The organism is Micromonospora pisi (assembly GCF_003633685.1).
Lineage (GTDB): Bacteria > Actinomycetota > Actinomycetes > Mycobacteriales > Micromonosporaceae > Micromonospora_G > Micromonospora_G pisi.
The window spans coordinates 6,847,523-6,866,054 of record NZ_RBKT01000001.1 but is presented as its reverse complement, the minus strand read 5'-3'; the positions used below and the strand labels follow the sequence as shown (position 1 = coordinate 6,866,054).

The following is an 18,532-nucleotide window of genomic DNA, read 5'->3' as shown; positions in this document are numbered from 1 at the left end:
ACGGTGCGGTGGACGGGTCGAGCCGCGCCCCTGACCGCTGCCACCTGCGCCGTTGACCTCGCGCCGGTCCCTGTAGGGTCGGGTTCGATCCCGGACCAGGAGGGCCAGTTCCCACGTGGCGAAGACCTTGAAGATCACCACCCGGAACGCGAGCTTCCAGCAGTGGCAGGCGCTCCTGACCAACCGCACCAAACGGCAGCGGGCGGGTGAGTTCCTGGTCCAGGGGGTACGACCGATCAGCCTCGCCGTCGAGCACGGCTGGGAGATCCGCGCCCTGCTCCACCCGTACGGGCAGGGGTTGTCGAGGTGGGCCCGGGACCTGCTCGACCGGGTCGACAGTGTGCGGGTCGTGATGACACCCGACCTGATGGCCGAACTCGGTGGCAAGGACGAGGAGTCGCCGGAACTGCTCGCCGTGGTGGGGTTGCCGGAGGACCGGCTCGATCGCCTGCCCGCCGGCCCGGACAGCCTCGTGCTGGTCTTCGACCGGCCGACGACACCGGGCAACATCGGCACGCTGGTCCGCTCGGCGGACGCGTTCGGCGCCTCCGGTGTGGTCATCACCGGTCACGCCGCCGACCCGTACGACCCGAAGGCGGTCCGGGCGAGCACGGGTTCACTCTTCGCCGTCCCGGTCGTACGCGCCGCCAGCCATCGGGAGGTCGTCGACTGGGTGACCGGTCTGCGCGGGCACGGCCTACCGATCGAGATCGTCGGCACCGACGAGGACGGCGACCTGGACGTGGCCGACTACGACCTGACCGGGCCGAGAGTGGTGCTGGTCGGCAACGAGACGAACGGGCTCAGCACCGGCTGGCGGGAGGTGAGCGACCGGACCGTACGGATCCCGATCACCGGCGCGGCCAGTTCCCTCAACGCGGCGACCGCCGGCACGGTCGTGCTCTACGAGGCCGCCCGCCAACGCGCTCGCACACAATAGACCGCATCTCCTCGGGTCGGGCGCCCGGAAGCGGCGTTCCTCACCGCACCTCCGTCTGGAGCACGTCACCGGACACCCCGAGGCTGGCGCCTCCTGCGCCGCCACCACGACCGACGCCGTGATGCCGCACGCCCCCACACCTACCGCCCGGCCAGCGGCATGCGCTGGCCGGCTGTCGGCCGGACGAGGCAGGCGGCGGACGGGGGCATCCGGGAGCAGCCGTGGCGACGATTTCGCGGCGGCGTTGATGCCCGATCTGTTGACATGCTCGAAACTTCCGCCGTATGTTGCGAAACATCGGATCTATTGAGGACTTTGGCCCCTCCATCCTGGTCGGTCACCGCCTCGATTAAGACAAGAGGTCCGATCACTGAGGGGAGAGGCAGTGCTCGAATCGTCCCGCCGTGGCTTCCTCGGCCTGACCGGTGCAGCCGCGGCCGGTATCGCGCTCGGCGGCGCCCGGCCGTTCACCGCGCACGCCGCACCGGTCCGGCCCGCCGACGCCACGCTGGTTCCCGACGCCCAGGCCACCACGCTCTGGTACCGCACGCCGGCCCGGGAGGACCAGATCATCCGAGAGGGCCTCCCGATCGGCAACGGTCGCCTGGGTGCGCTGGTCAGCGGCAATCCAGTCGACGACGCGCTCTACCTGACTGATGGGTCCTTCTGGACCGGTGGCCGCAACGACTCGCTGACCAGCGACGGCCAGCTGGGGTACGACGCGTCCGGGTTCGGCAGCTTCGGCGTACTCGCCCAGGTGCATGTCACGCTGACCGGGCACGGCCCGGAGGAATACACGGACTACCGTCGGCAGCTCGACCTCAGCAACGGAATCGTCTCGGCGAGCTATCGGATCGGCAAGGCGCACTACCGCCGCGAAATCTACGCCAGCCATCCGGACGACGTGATCGTCCTACGGCTCACCCAGTCCGGCGGCGGCAGCCACACCGGCGCGATATCCCTCGTCGGCACCCACGGCGAGACCACCACGGCGACCGGCGACCGGGCGAGCTTCGCCGGGGCGCTCGCCAACGGTCTGCGGTACGCGGCGGCGGTCACCGTGCTCGGCAGTGGCGGCCGGGTCCGCGCCGACGGCGCCAAGGTCACCTTCGAAGGCTGCCGCGAGGTGCTGATCGTGATCTGCGCGGGCACCGACTACTCCCCGGACGCGGCGAGGGACTTCCGTGATCCGTCGACCGATCCGCTGGCTCTCGCCCGCGCGAAAGCCGCCGCGGCCGCCGGGATCGCCCCGACCAAACTCCTCGGCACGCACGTTGCCGACTATCGACGGCTGTACGACCGGATGACGATCGACCTCGGCTCGTCGTCGCCGGTGCAGCGCGCGCTCGACTCGTGGTCGCGCCTCGCCGTGCGGTACACCGATCCGTCCACCGCGGACCCCGAGCTTGAGGCCGCCTACCTCCAGTTCGGCCGTTACCTCACGATCACCGGCTCCCGCGACGGGCTGCCGATGAACCTGCAGGGCCTGTGGATCCACAACAACACCCCTGACTGGTATGCCGACTACCACACCGACATCAACGTGCAAATGAACTACTGGCTTGCCGACCCGGCAGGTCTTGGTGAGTGTGCGGACGCGCTGGCTGATTACTGCGTGTCCCAGCTGCCGGTCTGGACCGACGTGACCCGACGACTGTTCAACGACCCGAAGAACCGCTTCCGCAACAGCAGCGGGAAGCTGGCCGGCTGGGCGGTCGCGTTCTCCACCAACATCCACGGCGGCAGCGGCTGGGTGTGGCACCCCTCCGGCAACGCCTGGCTGTGCAATTCGCTGTGGCGGCACTACGAGTACAGCCAGGACCGCGCGTACCTGGAGAAGATCTACCCGGTGCTCAAGGGAGCGGCGGAGTTCTGGCAGGCCCGACTCATCACCACAACCGTGACCGATTCGGACGGCACCTCCCGTGAGGTGCTCATCGACGACACCGCCTGGTCACCGGAGCACGGGCCGGACGCCAAGGGCATCACGTACGCGCAGGAACTCGCCTGGGACCTGTTCCAGCAGATCCAGGTCGCGAGCGAGCGGCTCGGCCGGGACGCCGAGTTCGCAGCCGAGGTCAAGGATCTACAGTCGCGGCTCTACCTGCCCCGGGTCAGCCCGACGACCGGCTGGCTCGAGGAGTGGATGACCCCGGACAACCTCGGCGAGGTCACGCACCGACACCTCTCCCCGTTGATCGGATTCTTTCCAGCCGACCGGATCGCCTTCGACACCAGTCCGAAGGAACTGCTTGACGGCGTACGCAACCTCCTCCTGGCGCGCGGCATGGACAGCTACGGCTGGGCATGTGCGTGGCGCTCGCTGTGCTGGGCCCGACTCAAGGATGCCGAGCGTGCGTACCAGCTGTACCTCACCGTGATGCGCCCGTCGATGAACAACGGCAACGGCACCTCGGCGAACTTCTTCGACATGTACAGCCAGGGCAGCTACACGATTTTCCAGATCGACGCGAACCTCGGCGGCGCCACCGCGGCCCTGGAGATGCTGCTCTACTCCCGCCCCGGCGTGATCGAGCTGCTGCCGGCGCTGCCCCGCGCCTGGGCCGCGCAGGGATCGGTCACCGGCATCGGAGCCAGGGGCGGCTTCGAGACCGACATCACCTGGCGGGACGGAAAGGTCCTGCGGGCTACGGTCCGTAGCATCGGCGGCACCAGCACCGAGGTACGGGCCGGCAACTGGCGGCAACGCGTGACGCTGCGGCCGGGAGAGGAAGTGACCCTGACCCCGGGGCGTTGACGACCTGCCGCACTTGAACGGGCGCGCGTGGCCGGGTGGAATGCCCCCGAGCGGCGCGCGCCCGTCGGCACCTTCAGCGAGGCTGTGAGCGCGTGGATCACACTCGCGGATCCTTCACTCGGCGTTCGGCTGGCGTTGCCCGCGCTGGTGATCATCGTTCGAGGCGGTCACTCCTAATGTGCCGGTCCCCTTCCGGCAGATCAGGAGCCCCGAAGCATGCAACAGCCCGTCGACAACTCCCCTTCGCCCGTACCGGGCGCCGCGAGCCGCCGCACCTTCCTGCGCGGTGCCGGCCTGGTCGGGGCGGGAGCGGCAGCGGCCGGGGTGCTCGGCGCCGGTGCGCACCCCGCCCTCGCCGCCGAGACGACCGCCGCCGGCAACGGCAACGTCGACCCGGAGAGCCCTCGCTTCACCATCGCCGTCATCCCGGACACCCAGTACCTCTTCGACGGCGACCGGGGCGACCCGGCCCCGCTCACCGCGTCGCTGCGCTACATCGTGGACCAGCGCGCGGCACAGAACATCGTCTTCGCCGCGCACCTCGGCGACGTGGTGGAGAACGCCGCCGCCGCCGAACTGGACGCCGCGGGCAAGGTCTTCGACATCTTCGACAAGCGCAAGATGCCGTACAGCGTGCTCGCCGGGAACCACGACATCAACTCGCGTACGGACGACCAGCGCGGCCCGAGCGCCTACCTCGACGTCTTCCCGCCGTCCCGGTTCGCGCCGCTGTCAACCTTCGGTGGGGCCACACCGGACGGTTACAACACCTACCACCTGGTACGCGCCGCCGGCCAGGAGTGGCTGATCTTCGCGTTGGACTGGCGTGCCTCGGCCGGCACCATCACCTGGGCGAAGCAGGTCCTGGCCGCGCACCCGCGTACCCCGGCGATCCTCACCACCCACGAGGTCGCGTCCGCCGACGCGGCCGGCAAGGCCACGCTCTCCGCCTACGGCCAGTCGCTCTGGAACAACCTGATCAACGACAGCGACCAGATCTTCCTGACCCTGAACGGTCACTACTGGCCGCCGGGGCGGACCGTGCTCACCAACGCCGCCGGGCACGACGTGCACGTGCACGTCACCGACTACCAGGACCGCTACTACGGCGGCAGCGCCATGATCCGGCTCTACCACTTCGACCTGGCCCGCAACACGATCGACGTGGAGACGTTCTCGCCGTGGATCCTGGGCAAGGTCGCCGAGCGGCGCAACCCGCTGGAGCGGGAGGAGATCGAGCTGACCGGCCCGGTCGACCGGTTCAGCCTTGCGATCGACTTCCCGGCCCGCTTCGCCGGCTTCGCCCCGGTGCCGGCGCCGGATCCGCGCCCGGTCAAGGAACTGCTGGTGAAGGGGACCATCGGCTACTGGCGGTTCGACCAGTCGGCGACCGACGGGGCCACCGTCCCGGACGGCTACCAGGTCAACGACCTCTCCGGCAACGGCAACCACCTGACCCGGGTCACCCTCGCCGGCAGCGACGCCACCGCGCTGCGCTGGTCCGCCGAACACCACCCGGCCCAGCCGACCCGTGCCAGCCTGCGGTTCAACGGCGCCAAGAAGCCCGCCCGGGGCGCCTACCTGCGTACGGTCGACACGGCACCGATCAACGACCTGACCCTCACCGGCGGCTACACCATCGAGGCGTTCGTCAAACTGCCCGAGGACGTACGCGCCAGCGACCACGCCTGGATGAGTGTGGTCAGCCGGTTCGGCGCCGGACGCGACGGCGGCAAGACCGGTGGTGACCCGTCGGAGCCGCTGGCGACGCTCTCCCTCTCCGACGGGATGGCGTTGCAGTGGGCCGTCTTCCCGACCAACCAGAACGACATCTCCAGCAACTGGGGTCACGAGATGCGCACCGGTGAGTGGTTCCACGTCGCGGTGGTGAACGACGGGCAGCACACCACGCTCTACGTCGACGGGGCGCCGCTGCTGCGCAACCCGAGCACCCCGGCGGTCGGCCTGGCCACCTCGGGCGAGTCGTGGTTCTTCGGGGCGTACCACTACGACCGCCTGGTCGAGCAGGGCTTCTACGGCTGGCTCGGCGACGTACGGATCGTCGACCACGCGCTGCCGGTGGCCCGCTTCATGAACGCCACCGCCTGACCCCGGGGTAAGGAAGGGCCCCTTGTTATCGCTTTTGGTAGAGGAAGGGCCCCTTCCTAACCCGCATCGGCATGGGCGAGAACGCGGTAGCGCTAGATCGCGGGTGACGGTGGCTCGGGTGGACGGCCATGTGCCCGGACGATGTCCGCGACGGCGACGCCGGACAGGACGAGGCTGCCCGCGATCGCTACCCCGAGCGGCGGCACGAACATCATCACGGGCGCCGCGAGCACCAGTACGAGCAGCGCCACCAGCCGCGACCGGGACACCCGGCTGAACACCTCGTACTCGAATCTGGCCCGGCCGATCAGGAACAGCACCGGACCGCCGAAGATGACGCCGACCAGCCCGAAACCAGTTTTCCCGGTGGGATGCTGGATGACGGCTTCCGCCCCGGCCGCGGAGGCGACCACACCGGCCACCATGAGCAGGTGGGTGTAGGGCGCCGACCGCAGGAGCCGGCCCGGGTCCTGGGAGGATTCGATGGCCGCCTGTAGCAGCGCGCCGGCACGTTGCACGTAGATCTGCCACAGCAGGACGGCGGTCGCGAATCCCACCACGAAGGCGGCGGTCCGGTCGACGGCGAACCCGGTCCCGGCGTACGTCAGGCTGGTGACCAGGATGACGTCCCCCAGGGCGAGGGTGAAGAACTGCTGGTACCGCTCGGCCAGGTGTTCGGCCGCCACCCGGTACTGCGACCTCGGCACGCCACCGAGCCCGGGCGTGGGGTAACGCAGCAACGCGGCCGTGTAGTCCACCGCGAGCGCGACCGCCCACAGCAGACCCCGCGACACACCTGTCGTGGCGGCGCCGGCGAGCCATGGCACGGCGGAGACGGTGAACCAGAAGAAGAACCGCGCGGCGTGCCGGCGTGCCTCGCGGCCACGTAGTGCCGGCGTCAGGAAGAGACTGCGAGCGAGGTGGATCGCCACGTACGCGCCCGCGAAGACCGCGCCGTCCTGGCCGAATGCCGTGGACAGCGCGGCGGTCATCAGCATGGTGCCGAACATGACCGAGATGGTCATCGGGTAGATCGGCGGGTGCTGGGCGAGATAGAGGTCGGTCGTCAGGGCGGTGACCGACCAGACCCACCAGACCGCCATGAGCAGCAGCACGGTTTCGAAGGCGCCGGTCCAGGTCAGGTCGGCAGCGAGCTTCTGCGAGGTCAGGGCAAGCGCGGCGACGAAGACCAGGTCGAGGAAGAGTTCCAGCAGGGTCGCCCGTTGTGGCCCCTCGGGCTGGCGCGCGAGCCCTACCGCCCGGTCGATGGTCGCCCGCTACCGAGGCTGGGTGGCCACAACGCCGTCACCGGTGGACCGCGCCAAGGTTGGCAAGCGGCCACGTCCAAGCCAATGCGTGTGGCCATAGCGGGACAAACACCTCCTTCACCACGATCGTACGAAAGGACGGACCTTTCGCTACCGATCATCCGTGATGAGGGTATTTCGTGTCCCGGACCAGCTGGCCGGCCACAGGCGTCATCGCCGGGCCGGCACCCGAGGTCGCCAGGCCGAGCCGCGTGGGCTCGGCCTGGCGAGGGTACGGAACTAGTCGACGGCCGCCATGACCTCGTCGGAGATGTCGAAGTTGCCGAACACGTTCTGCACGTCGTCGGAGTCCTCCAGCGCGTCGATCAGCTTGAAGATCTTCCGCGCGCCCTCCTCGTCCAGCGGCACGGTGACGCTCGGGACCAGCGAGGACTCGGCCGACTCGTACTCCATGCCGGCCTCCTGAAGGGCGGTACGGACCGGAATCAGGTCGGTCGGCTCGGTGATCACCTCGAATGCCTCGCCGAGGTCGTTGACCTCCTCGGCACCGGCGTCGAGGACCGCGAGCAGCACGTCGTCCTCGCTGAGCCCCGCCTTCGGCACGATCACCACACCCTTGCGGGTGAACATGTACGACACCGAGCCGGCGTCCGCGAGCGACCCGCCGTTTCGGGTGAGCGCGGTACGCACCTCGGTCGCGGCCCGGTTGCGGTTGTCGGTGAGGCACTCGATCAGGAGCGCGACGCCGTTGGGGCCGTAGCCCTCGTACATCACCGTCTGCCAGTCGGCGCCGCCGGCCTCGAGACCGGAGCCGCGCTTGACCGCACGGTCGATGTTGTCGTTCGGGACCGAGCTCTTCTTCGCCTTCTGGATGGCGTCGTAGAGGGTGGGGTTACCGGTCGGGTCACCGCCACCGGTCCGCGCCGCCACCTCGACGTTCTTGATCAGCTTGGCGAACATCTTGCCGCGCTTGGCGTCGATGACCGCCTTCTTGTGCTTGGTCGTCGCCCACTTTGAGTGGCCGGACATCTGTTACCTCCGTCGCTAACCCACGCGTCAACAGTCGACTGCCCGCTCATCTTCCCGGCGATGTCGCCGATGTCGCGACAATCAGACCGGGTGAAGATCCGCTGTCGGCTCTGGGCGGAAGGCGAAATGAGCAGACTGCCCGGCCGAACCCGGCAATCCTACCGGCGGGACCCACCGGGCCGTCACACCCCGTCAGGCCACGGCGTTCCGCCGCCACCGGGGCACCGGCAACCGGCTCAGGCGGTGGCGTCCCGGACCATGTCGACAAAGTACTGGTGCACCCGCAGGTCACCGGTGAGCTCCGGGTGGAAGGCGGTGGCGAGCAGGTTGCCCTGCCGTACCGCCACGATCCGGTCCGCGGCCGGACCCTCGGTCACCCGCCCCAGCACCCGCACCCCGTCGCCGACCCGCTCCACCCAGGGGGCGCGGATGAAGACCGCGTCGAACCGGGGACCGGGCACACCGACGATCTCCACCGGCGCCTCGAACGAGTCGACCTGGCGGCCGAAGGCGTTGCGCCGGACGGTCATCTCGATGCCGTCGAAACCCCGCTGGTCGGGGCGACCGTCGAGGACCTCGGTGGCCAGCATGATCATCCCGGCGCAGGAGCCGTAGACCGGCATCCCGTCGGCGATGCGCTTGCGGATCGGCTCGTACAGCTCGAACTCGCCGACCAACTTGCTCATGGTGGTGGACTCACCGCCCGGAATGACCAGGGCGTCGACGTCGTCCAACTCGGCCGGCCGACGGATCGGCCGGGCCAGGGCGTCGGTGCTGGCCAGGGCGAGCAGGTGCTCGCGTACGTCACCCTGCAACGCGAGTACGCCGATCGTGGTCATCGTGCGCTCCGGTGGTCGGCCGTGTTCACCAGCCACGCTCGGCGAGACGGTGCGGCACCGGGATGTCGTCGACGTTGATCCCGACCATCGCCTCGCCGAGCCCGCGCGAGACCTTGGCCAGCACGTCCGGGTCGTCGTGGAAGGTGGTCGCCTTGACGATCGCCGCGGCCCGCTGCTCCGGGTTGCCCGACTTGAAGATGCCCGAGCCGACGAAGACACCCTCGGCGCCGAGCTGCATCATCATCGCGGCGTCGGCCGGGGTCGCGATGCCGCCGGCGGTGAAGAGTACGACCGGCAGCTTGCCCGTCTCGGCGACCTCGCGGACCAGCTCGTACGGGGCCTGGAGCTCCTTCGCGGCGACGTACAGCTCGTCCTCGGGCAGGGAGCTGAGCCGACGGATCTCGCCCCGGATCTTGCGCATGTGGGTGGTCGCGTTGGAGACGTCCCCGGTGCCCGCTTCACCCTTGGAGCGGATCATCGCCGCCCCCTCGGTGATCCGGCGCAGCGCCTCACCCAGGTTCGTCGCACCGCAGACGAACGGCACGGTGAAGGCCCACTTGTCGATGTGGTTGGCGTAGTCGGCCGGGGTCAGCACCTCGGACTCGTCGACGTAGTCGACACCGAGCGCCTGGAGCACCTGGGCCTCGACGAAGTGACCGATCCGCGCCTTCGCCATGACCGGGATCGAGACCGCGTTGATGATGCTGTCGATCATGTCCGGGTCACTCATCCGGGAGACGCCGCCCTGGGCCCGGATGTCGGCCGGCACCCGCTCCAGCGCCATCACCGCGACCGCGCCGGCGTCCTCGGCGATCTTCGCCTGCTCGGCGGTGACCACGTCCATGATCACGCCGCCCTTGAGCATCTCGGCCATCCCGCGCTTGACTCGGGCACTGCCGACGACGGGGGTGGCGGATTCGGGCTGCACGACGGAATCGGACACGGCGTAGTCACTCCTCGGGGGTGGATTTCACGGAACCGAGACCGATGTTACGCGCGGTGCGGAGCCCTTCCGACAGCCAATCAACCCTGCTGTGGCCTGCCCTGTGGTCAGCCTCACGCCTACGAGGCGCCGGACAGCCCCTCGTTCCCGGAGAGCGTGGTGATCTTCGGCGGAGCCGGTGGCTCCGGGGACTCCGGCTGCGGGTGCAGGGTGGGGTCGTCCACGTCGAAGTAGGTGGGCCGCTCGTACTTACGGGCCATCCGGAGCAGTCGTACGACCGGGCGGCGGCGGGCGGTCAGCGCGTCGCGTACGAGATCGGTGTGCACCTGGCGGGCCAGGCCGAGCCGGCGGCTGGCCGCGACCACCGCCTCGACGGCCCGGTCCTCCCCGGTCAACGGGGTGGCACGTAGCTGGCGGGTGAGGTCGTTCTCGGCCGCTTCCCGTTCCTGCGGTCCGGCGTCGAGCGCGATCCGCGCGGCGGCGTAGAGCTCCACCGAGTAGTTCTCCTCGGCCAGCACCGCGGCGGCCGCGGCCCGGCGCAGCAGGTGCGCGTCGAGCGACCGGGCGGCGGCGGCCACCCTGAGGTGCAGCCGCTCGACCCGGCCGGCCGTCCAGGACAGGTAGATCGTGACCAGGGCGATCACGACGATTCCACCCACCACCCACCACATGTGCGGCATCGTAGTGCGGCTCCTCATCCCGTCCGGCCGGGGCGTAATGGTGCCGCCGGCATCTCCTGCGAGCCAACCGCGGGAGGCGGGTCAGCGTGGGCCGACCCACTCCTGGTCGATCACGCGGCCATCGGTGGCCTCGATCGCGGCTGCGTATACCTCCAGAACCCGACGGGCAACCGTCGGCCAGTCGAACGTCGCCGCGACCTCCCGGGCGCAGGCGGACAGGGCCACCCGACGGTCCGGGTCGTCGAGCAGTTCGACGAGCGTACGACGGAGCGCGGTGGCGTCCCCGGTCGGGAAGAGCTGGCCGGCCCGGCCGCCGTCGAGTACCCGACGGAACGCGTCGAGTTCGCTGGCGACGATCGCCGCCCCGGCGGCCATCGCCTCGGTGAGGATCATCCCGAAGGACTCTCCACCGAGGTTCGGTGCGACGTAGATGTGCACGCTGCGCAACATACGCGCTTTGTCTGCTTCGGAGACCAGGCCGAGAAAGGTGATCCGCTCCCGCAACTCGGGTGGCACCCCCTCGAACAACTCCTCCGCCTCCCCCGGCCCGGCGACCAGCAGCCGCAGGCCCGGACGCTCGGCGGCGAGCGACACGAACGCCTCCCGGAGCACCTCGAACCCCTTGCGCGGCTCGGTGAACCGGCCCAGGAAGCCGATCGTGCCGCCGGTACCCGGGGCGCACTCCCCCGGCCAGCCCGGCAACGGTTCCGCGTCGGCGAACTTCGCCACCGCCACCCCGTTCGGGATCTCCACCGCGCCGCCGTCCAGGTGTTCCACCTGCACCTTGCGGGCCAACGCGCTGACCGCGATCCGGGCGGTGATCCGCTCCAGCACGATCTGGAGCATGCCCTGCGCGGCGGCGAGCGCCCGGGACCGGGTCATCGCGGTGTGGAAGGTCGCCACCACCGGCCCCCGCGCGGAGAGGACCGCGAGCAGCGACAGGCTCAGTGCGAACGGCTCGTGCACGTGCAGTACGTCGAAGTCGCCCCGGGCCAGCCATCGACGTACCCGGGCGGTGGAGACCGGGCCAAAGGTGATCCGGGCCACCGAACCGTTGTACGGGAACGGCACCGAACGACCGGCCGGCACCACGTACGGCGGCAACGGGGAGTCCTCGTCCGCCGGCGCCAGCACGCTCACCTCATGTCCGAGACCGATCAGGGCCTCGGCCAGATCCATGATGTGGTTCTGCACCCCGCCCGGCACGTCGAAGGAGTACGGGCACACGATGCCGATCCGCACTGCGCCCTCCCCCTCAGGCCGGCCCGGGGGCGGCCGGGGCCGCTGGATCCGTCGCGATCCGATCCTTCTCGGCCAACCACATCCGCTGCAACATGTGCCAGTCTTCCGGATGCTGGGCGATACCGGTCGCCAGATGGTCGGCAATGCGCTGGGTGAGCAGCCGTACCCGCTCGGCGAGGGTGCCGCTCGCCGGGTCGGGCAGCTCCAGCGGGCCGAGCAACTCCGCGCAGGCAATGTCCGATTCGTACCACATCGACGCGACGTACAGGGGCGCCCCGGTACGGATCGCGAGCAACGCCGGCCCGCCGGGCATCCGGGTACGCGCACCGAAGAACCGCACCTCGATCCCTCGACGGGTGAGATCCCGATCGGCCAGCAGCGGCACCACGTGCCCCTTGGTGAGCCGCTCCGCGAGTACGTCGAACGGCGGCTGCTCTCCGCCGGTGAGCGGAATGATCTCCATGCCGAGCCGTTGGCGGAACTCGAGGAAGCGGCGGTAGACCGCCTCCGGCTTGAGTCGCTCGGCGACCGTGGTGATCGGCCAGCCGTTCGCGGCCACCCACGCCCCGGCCGCGTCCCAGTTGCCACCGTGCGGGAGGGCGATCACCACGCCCCGGCCGGCGGCCACCGCCTCGGCCAGCTTCTCGGCGCCGACCAGCTTGAACGTGGCCAACCGCTGCGCGTGCGAGAGCGACGGCAACCGGAACATCTCCAGCCAGTAGCGGGCGTACGACCGGAGCCCGCGCCGCAGCAGCCGGTCGAAGTCGGCCTCCGGCAGATCCGGACCGACCACCTGGCGCAGGTTGACGGCGAGCCGCTGCACGCCTGGACCACCTCGCCGGTGGGCCCGGTCCGCGCCGAGCCGGAACACGGCGGCGGCCACCGACTTCGGCACCGCGCGGGTGATCCGCCAGCCGGCCAGATAGCCCAGCTCGCCGAGATTCACCCGACCACGCCGTTCCCGGCCGGTCGGGATGACCCGGTCAGCAGGCGGGATCGCCCGGTCACCGGGTGGGCGGGCACGGGGTGGGCGGGCACGGGGTGGGCGGGCACGGGGTGGGCTGACACGGGGTGGGCTGACACGGTCACCGGCTCACGCCCGGCTCGATCCGCTGGGCCTGGCGGTAGACGTGGGTCATCCGCTGCCCGACGGTGAAGACCGAGACCGCTGCGAGCAGCCAGAGCGCGACGGTGAGCGCGTGCGGGACGCCGGCGCCCTGGAGGATGCCGCCGACCCCGACGATGATCAACCGCTCGGTGCGCTCGGCGATACCCACGTTGGCGGTCATACCGAGCCCTTCGGCCCGCGCCTTGACGTAGGAGACGACGCCGCCCGCGACGAGGCAGACCAGCGCGCCGGCGACCCCCCAGCGATCGTTCTCGGTGGCGAGCCAGTAGGCCACCGCCCCGAAGACCGCCCCGTCGGCCACCCGGTCCATGCTGGAGTCGAGGAAGGCGCCGAACTTGGTGGAACCGCCGGACATTCGCGCCATCGTCCCGTCGAGCAGGTCGGTGAGCGCGAAGATGGTGACGATGATGGCACCGGCAACCAGCTCACCGCGAGCGCCGAAGCCGAGGGCGCCCACCAGCACGCCGACGGTTCCGGTCACGGTGACCGCGTTGGGGGTCACGCCGCGGCGCAGCAGCGCGCGGGCGACCGGTTCGATGACGCGGGCCAGGCCCGCTCGGGCTGATACTTGGAAGATCTTCGCCATGGCGGTCTCACGATAACGGTCGCCCGACCACTCGCGGTACGCCCGGTCTGCTTACTTCGCGCTGTGGGGTTGTGTACCGTCCGGCGCGGTTGGGATCAGACACAGGAGTGTGACCCAGGTCACGCTACGAAACGGCACCTTCCCGGCACACCACGCGCCAGCCGAGGATATCGCCGCGCGCGCATCCGGGGCCCGGTCCCCGGAGCCGCCTCCCGTCGAACCCGACGGTCACCCACCAGACTTCGACATGCCAGAGCTGACCAACAGCGTGTCGCGACGATCGACCACCGGCAGAGGGAGGTGCGCCCGATGGCGCAGCACAGTCAGAACGAGGGCGGAGCCGATCCGGCACCGGTGACGGGCGAGCCCTCCGAGATCCGCAACGTGGTTCTCGTCGGCCATTCCGGCGCCGGCAAGACCGCCCTGGTCGAGGCGCTGCTCGCGGCGACCGGCACAGTCGACCGGCCGGCCGGTGCCGGCGGCACCGAAGCCGTACGGCAGCGCTCGGCCGAGCTCACCTGCACACCGCTCCGGTACGACGGGATCAAGGTCAACCTGCTGGACACGCCCGGCTCGGCCGAGTTCGCCGACGAACTCCGCGCCGGGCTGCGCGCCGCCGACGCCGCCCTCTTCGTCGTCTCCGCCGCCGGAGGCATGGACGCGGCGACCGTCGACCTCTGGGAGGAGTGTGCCGCCCTCGACATGCCCAGGGTCGTCGCCGTCTCCCGGCTCGACCACCCCAAGGCCGACTTCGACGAGGCCGTGGCGCTCAGCCAGCGGCTCTTCGGCGACAACGTGCTGCCGCTGCACCTGACGATGCTCGGTGACGACGGCGTCTCCGTCGCCGGCCTGCTCGAACTGATCACCCGGCGGGTCCTCGACTACACCGGCGGGCTTCCCGCGGCCGTACGTGAGCCCGAGCCGGAGCACCTGCCGGCGATCGGCGAGGCCCGCGACGAGCTGATCGAGACCATCCTCGCCGAGAGCGAGGACGAGACCCTGTTGGACCGGTACATCGACGGTGAGGAGATCGCGGCCGACGTCCTCATCGACGATCTGGAGACCGCGGTCACCGGCGGGCACTTCTACCCGGTCGTGCCGGTCTGCGCCGAGACCGGGGTTGGCGTCGACGCGCTGCTGGAGGTCCTGACCGGCAGCTTCCCCTCCCCGCTGGAACGCGACCTGCCGGTGATCACGGGGGTGGACGGCTCGCCCCGGCCCCCGCTGCTCTGCGACCCCGACGGCCCGCTGGTCGCCGAGGTGGTCAAGACCACCGTCGACCCCCAGCTGGGAAAGATCTCCCTGGTACGGGTCTTCTCCGGCACGCTCCGCCCCGACCAGACCGTGTACGTCAGCGGTCCCGGGCCGGACGAGGACGGCCAACCGGGCCACGGCACCGAAGCACACCTCGACCGGCTCCACCTCCCGCTGGGCGAGACCCGGCGCGCGGTTCCGGCCTGCGTCGCGGGCGACATCTGCGTGGTCACCGGCGTGGACAGCGCCCGGGCCGGCGACACCATCTCCGCCCCCGGGGACCCGCTGCTCATCGAGGCGAGGGAAGCCGACAACCAGCCGTGAGTCGACGGGCCGGCGCGGGGTACGCGCCGGCCGGTCGATCCGCCACCGTCAGCGCTGCTCCGGTGCCGTACGCAGGGCGGCCAGCAGGCGCTGGACCTCGGCCAACTGGGCGGCGGTAAGCGGCCCGTACGCCAACGCGCCCGCGTTCTCCTCCACCTGCGCGACGGTGCGGCAGCCGGGGATCGGCATCGTACGGCCGCTGCGCGCCCAGAGGTAGCCGAGCGCCCCCTGGGCCAGGGTGCGGCCGTCGACGGTGAGCGCCTCCCGGACCGCGTCGACCCGTGCCAGCCACTCCGGTGCCGGACGGCCGTCCCGGAACCAGTCCAGCCACTGCGGGGCGATGCCGCGTACGTCGTCGGCGCCGAGGGTGGTCGTGGCCGTGTACTTGCCGGTCAGCAGCCCCATCCCGAGCGGACCCCGGTTGACGCTGGCCAGGTTGTGCTTCTCACAGACCGCGAGGACCTCGGCCGAGTCCTGGAGCACCGAGAGGGAGTGCTGGATGGCGGTGGTGTGGGTGCCGCCGAGCGCCCACGACTCGGCCCGGTCGGCGAAGTCGGTGCTCCACCCGTACCACCGGACCTTGCCCTCGGCGACCAGGTCGGCCAGGGTGCCGAGCAGCGGCTCGGCCAGGTCGACGTCGAGTTCGTTGAGGTGGAGTTGGTAGAGGTCGATCCGGTCGGTGCCGAGCCGGCGCAGTGACGCCTCGGCCGCGCGGCGCAGGTACGTCGGGGACCAGTCCGGCTCGGTGGACTGCCGGGTGCGCTCGTCGAAGGTGCTGCCCCACTTGGTGGCGATGACCACTTCGTCGCGTCGTCCGGCCAGGGCCCGGCCGAGCACCCGTTCGCTGTGTCCGGCGCCGTAGACGTCGGCGGTGTCGAAGAAGGTCACGCCGAGTTCCAGCGCGCGGTGGATGGCGCGCGTGGACTCGTCGTCGTCCACCTGTCCCCAGCCCAGCGGCTGGTCACCGGCGAACCATGGTCCGCCGATGGCCCAGCACCCCATGCCGAGGGCACTGACCTCGATGCCGCTGCGTCCCAACACCCGTGTGCTCACCGTCATGCCGCAGAGCGTGCCATCTCCTCCGTCGACGATCCAGAGTCATCCCATCACTAAACGCTTGTTAGTTAACGGATGTGAGTCTAACTTCTAGCCTTACAGCCGTTAACTCAAGGAGCGGAAGCGTGACAGCCATGACCGAGGACCACCTGAACGGGCATCCGCGCCGCTGGGCGGCGCTGGGCGTACTGAGCCTCACCCTGGTCGCCGTGACGTTGGACAACTCCGTGCTCAACACGGCGCTGCCCTCGCTCGCACGTGACCTGCACGCCACCACCTCCGACCTGCAATGGATCACCGACGCGTACACGTTGATCTTCGCGTCGGCGCTGATCCTCGCCGGGGCGTTCGGAACGCGACTCGGCATGCGGCGAGCCCTGATCGGTGGCCTCGTCGTCTTCGGCGGCGGATCGGTCGCCGCGGCCCTCTCCGACACACCCACGCAGCTGATCGCCTGGCGCGCCGTGATGGGACTCGGGGCGGCGTTCGTCATGCCAGCGACCCTGGCGATCGTCACTCGGATGTTCCCGCCCCACGAACGGGCGAAGGCGTTCGGCGCGTGGTCCGCCGCCGCCGGGGTCGGCGTACTCGTGGGACCGGTGACCGGCGGCGCCCTGCTGCTGCACTTCTCCTGGAGCAGCACGTTCTGGATCAACCTCCCGATCGTGGCGCTCGCCCTCGCCGGAATCCTCGCCGTCATCCCCCGGATCCCGGCGCAGCCCAGCGGCCGGCTCGACCTCCTCGGCGCACTGCTGTCGACGCTCGCGATCGCCGCACTGGTCGACGCCATCATCGAGGCACCGCAACGCGGCTGGACCGACGCCACGACCCTCGGCGAAACCGGCACGGCGGTCCTGCTCGCCGCCGTGTTCGTCTGGTGGGAACTGCGGGTGACCAACCCACTGGTACGCCTGGACCTGTTCACCAACCGCCGGTTCGAGCTGGCCTCGCTGGCGCTGGCGGTGACCTTCTTCGCCCTCTTCGGCACGCTCTTCGAGCTGTCGCAGTACCTGCAACTGGTGCACGGCTACTCGCCCCTGCTGGCCGGGCTCGGGGCGGTACCGTTCGCGATCGCCATGTCGGTCGCGTCCGCCACGTCGTCGCTGACCACGGCCCGGCTCGGCACCGCCCGGGCGCTCACGCTCGGCCTGCTGCTGGTCGCCGCCGGGCTCGGCGCACTCGCCACCGCCACGACCGACACGACGTTCCCCGTCATCGCCGGCTTCACCGCCATTGTCGGACTCGGCATGGGCATGCTGATGGCTCCGGCCAGCCTGGAGATCAACGGGTCGGTGCCGGCGACGTACGCCTCGATGGCCAGCTCGCTCCAGAGCGTGATCCGTGAGCTGGGCGGGGTGCTCGGAATCGCCGTGGTCGGGGCGATCGTCTCGACCCACTACCGTGCCACGATGGCCGACGCGCCATCCGTCGCCGGTCACGATCTGCCCTCGGCGCACGCGGTCGCCGCCGCTACGCCGGCGCCCGGGGCGGGCGAACTCCTGGCCACGGCCGACCACGCCTTCACCGTCGCGATGGGCCGGGGGCTGCTCGTCGCCGCAGGGGTGGCCCTGGTGGCCGCCATCGGGGTGGGTGTCGGACTCCGGCGGCGCCCGACACCCGGGTCGGTGCCGACCGGCGTCGCAGAGCCCGAAGCGGTCCTCGCGGGATAATGCCCGGCATGAGCCCGACGACCCGACGTGTCCGCAACCGCCGTGGCGAGGGCGATCTCCTGCGCAACGAGATCGTCTCCGCGGCGGAGCGGCTCGTCGAACAGGCGGGCGGCGACGAGACGCTGACGCTTCGGGCGATCGCCCGGGAGGCGGGCATCTCCGCGCCGTCGATCTACGCGCACTTCGAGGACCTGGCGGCCGTACGCGACGCGGTGCTGGACGCCGGGTTCGACCGGCTGAGCCAGGCGATCGACGACTCCACAAGTACGCTCGACCTCGCCACCGACCCGGTACGGCGGCTGCTGGCCGGCTGTCGCGCGTACGTCGACTTCGCCATGCGCGAGCCGGCCTCGTACCGGCTGCTCTTCAGCCGCGGACGCCCATCGGTCGACACCCCGGACCGGGAGGATCAGGCGCCGCCGCCCTCGGACCCGACCTCACCGGGCCTGGACGGGATCCCGCCGGCCAAGCAGCACCACCTCGACGCGTTCCGGATGCTCATCGACGGTGTCAGCAGCTGCGTCGCCGCCGGTCGCTCGACCAGCACCGACCCCGTCGCGGACGCCACCGCCCTCTGGACCGCGCTGCACGGTGCCGTGTCGCTGCGCCAGCACCTACCGAAGTTCCCGTGGCCGCCGCTGCACGAGGCGACGGACCGGTTCGCCGTCGAACTGGCCCACCTGACCCCCGCCTGACCCGCCCGGG

Annotated in this window: 14 protein-coding genes and 1 pseudogene; 6 read left to right on the top strand and 9 right to left on the bottom strand. The window is 70.6% G+C overall.

Going from position 1 to position 18,532, the window contains the following annotated elements; all coding sequences use genetic code 11:
• The first annotated feature begins 115 nt into the window (after positions 1–115).
• From BDK92_RS29710 to BDK92_RS29700, 3 genes are all read left to right on the top strand, one after another.
• Entirely contained in the window at positions 116–940 is an 825-nt protein-coding gene (locus tag BDK92_RS29710; RefSeq protein ID WP_121159706.1) for a TrmH family RNA methyltransferase, read from the top strand.
• Positions 941–1,325: 385 nt separating this feature from the next.
• A complete protein-coding gene (locus BDK92_RS29705; RefSeq protein ID WP_121159704.1) occupies positions 1,326–3,698 on the top strand; it encodes a glycoside hydrolase family 95 protein in 2,373 nt (790 codons plus the stop codon).
• A gap of 216 nt (positions 3,699–3,914) precedes the next feature.
• Positions 3,915–5,807, top strand: a complete 1,893-nt coding sequence (locus tag BDK92_RS29700) for a LamG-like jellyroll fold domain-containing protein (protein ID WP_121159703.1) — start codon at positions 3,915–3,917, stop codon at positions 5,805–5,807.
• A 92-nt stretch (positions 5,808–5,899) separates the two neighbouring features.
• On the opposite strand, the gene BDK92_RS29695 is transcribed toward BDK92_RS29700, so the two are convergent.
• The 8 genes from BDK92_RS29695 to pgsA form a co-directional block, all read right to left on the bottom strand.
• A complete protein-coding gene (locus BDK92_RS29695; protein ID WP_246017589.1) occupies positions 5,900–7,018 on the bottom strand; it encodes a low temperature requirement protein A in 1,119 nt (372 codons plus the stop codon).
• Positions 7,019–7,354: 336 nt separating this feature from the next.
• Positions 7,355–8,104, bottom strand: a complete 750-nt coding sequence (locus BDK92_RS29690; RefSeq protein WP_121159699.1) for a YebC/PmpR family DNA-binding transcriptional regulator — start codon at positions 8,102–8,104, stop codon at positions 7,355–7,357.
• Between the two features lie 236 nt (positions 8,105–8,340).
• Entirely contained in the window at positions 8,341–8,943 is a 603-nt protein-coding gene (gene pdxT / locus BDK92_RS29685) for a pyridoxal 5'-phosphate synthase glutaminase subunit PdxT (protein WP_121162709.1), read from the bottom strand.
• Between the two features lie 25 nt (positions 8,944–8,968).
• The gene (gene pdxS, locus BDK92_RS29680; RefSeq protein WP_281278656.1) at positions 8,969–9,886 is read right to left on the bottom strand and encodes a pyridoxal 5'-phosphate synthase lyase subunit PdxS; all 918 of its coding nucleotides are present in this window, start codon (positions 9,884–9,886) and stop codon (positions 8,969–8,971) included.
• A gap of 119 nt (positions 9,887–10,005) precedes the next feature.
• The gene (locus tag BDK92_RS29675) at positions 10,006–10,566 is read right to left on the bottom strand and encodes a hypothetical protein (protein WP_246017318.1); all 561 of its coding nucleotides are present in this window, start codon (positions 10,564–10,566) and stop codon (positions 10,006–10,008) included.
• 81 nt (positions 10,567–10,647) lie between these two features.
• Entirely contained in the window at positions 10,648–11,808 is a 1,161-nt protein-coding gene (locus BDK92_RS29670; protein WP_121159698.1) for a glycosyltransferase family 4 protein, read from the bottom strand.
• A 13-nt stretch (positions 11,809–11,821) separates the two neighbouring features.
• A complete protein-coding gene (locus BDK92_RS29665) occupies positions 11,822–12,754 on the bottom strand; it encodes a phosphatidylinositol mannoside acyltransferase (RefSeq protein WP_121159696.1) in 933 nt (310 codons plus the stop codon).
• A gap of 139 nt (positions 12,755–12,893) precedes the next feature.
• Positions 12,894–13,523: a phosphatidylinositol phosphate synthase gene (gene pgsA / locus BDK92_RS29660; RefSeq protein ID WP_121159694.1), complete on the bottom strand. Its 630-nt coding sequence runs from the start codon at positions 13,521–13,523 to the stop codon at positions 12,894–12,896.
• Positions 13,524–13,832: 309 nt separating this feature from the next.
• Between pgsA and BDK92_RS29655 the strand changes: the two are divergent.
• Positions 13,833–15,071, top strand: a pseudogene (locus BDK92_RS29655) (GTP-binding protein); the annotation flags it as partial.
• Between the two features lie 78 nt (positions 15,072–15,149).
• Here the strand turns inward: BDK92_RS29655 and BDK92_RS29650 are convergent.
• Entirely contained in the window at positions 15,150–16,160 is a 1,011-nt protein-coding gene (locus tag BDK92_RS29650; RefSeq protein WP_121159691.1) for an aldo/keto reductase, read from the bottom strand.
• A 131-nt stretch (positions 16,161–16,291) separates the two neighbouring features.
• Between BDK92_RS29650 and BDK92_RS29645 the strand changes: the two genes are divergently transcribed.
• The gene (locus tag BDK92_RS29645; RefSeq protein WP_121159690.1) at positions 16,292–17,827 is read left to right on the top strand and encodes an MFS transporter; all 1,536 of its coding nucleotides are present in this window, start codon (positions 16,292–16,294) and stop codon (positions 17,825–17,827) included.
• A gap of 8 nt (positions 17,828–17,835) precedes the next feature.
• Positions 17,836–18,522, top strand: coding sequence for a TetR/AcrR family transcriptional regulator (locus BDK92_RS29640; RefSeq protein WP_211349411.1), 687 nt, complete (start codon positions 17,836–17,838; stop codon positions 18,520–18,522).
• The last annotated feature ends 10 nt before the right edge of the window (positions 18,523–18,532 follow it).

Bases quoted from the DNA above. Each gene is read 5' to 3' on its own strand.
- BDK92_RS29700 (WP_121159703.1), top strand. From the start codon at position 3,915: ATGCAACAGCCCGTCGACAACTCCCCTTCGCCCGTACCGGGCGCCGCG.
- BDK92_RS29690 (WP_121159699.1), bottom strand. From the start codon at position 8,104: ATGTCCGGCCACTCAAAGTGGGCGACGACCAAGCACAAGAAGGCGGTC.
- pdxT (WP_121162709.1), bottom strand. From the start codon at position 8,943: ATGACCACGATCGGCGTACTCGCGTTGCAGGGTGACGTACGCGAGCAC.
- BDK92_RS29675 (WP_246017318.1), bottom strand. From the start codon at position 10,566: ATGCCGCACATGTGGTGGGTGGTGGGTGGAATCGTCGTGATCGCCCTG.
- pgsA (WP_121159694.1), bottom strand. From the start codon at position 13,523: ATGGCGAAGATCTTCCAAGTATCAGCCCGAGCGGGCCTGGCCCGCGTC.
- BDK92_RS29650 (WP_121159691.1), bottom strand. From the start codon at position 16,160: ATGACGGTGAGCACACGGGTGTTGGGACGCAGCGGCATCGAGGTCAGT.
- BDK92_RS29645 (WP_121159690.1), top strand. From the start codon at position 16,292: ATGACCGAGGACCACCTGAACGGGCATCCGCGCCGCTGGGCGGCGCTG.
- BDK92_RS29640 (WP_211349411.1), top strand. From the start codon at position 17,836: ATGAGCCCGACGACCCGACGTGTCCGCAACCGCCGTGGCGAGGGCGAT.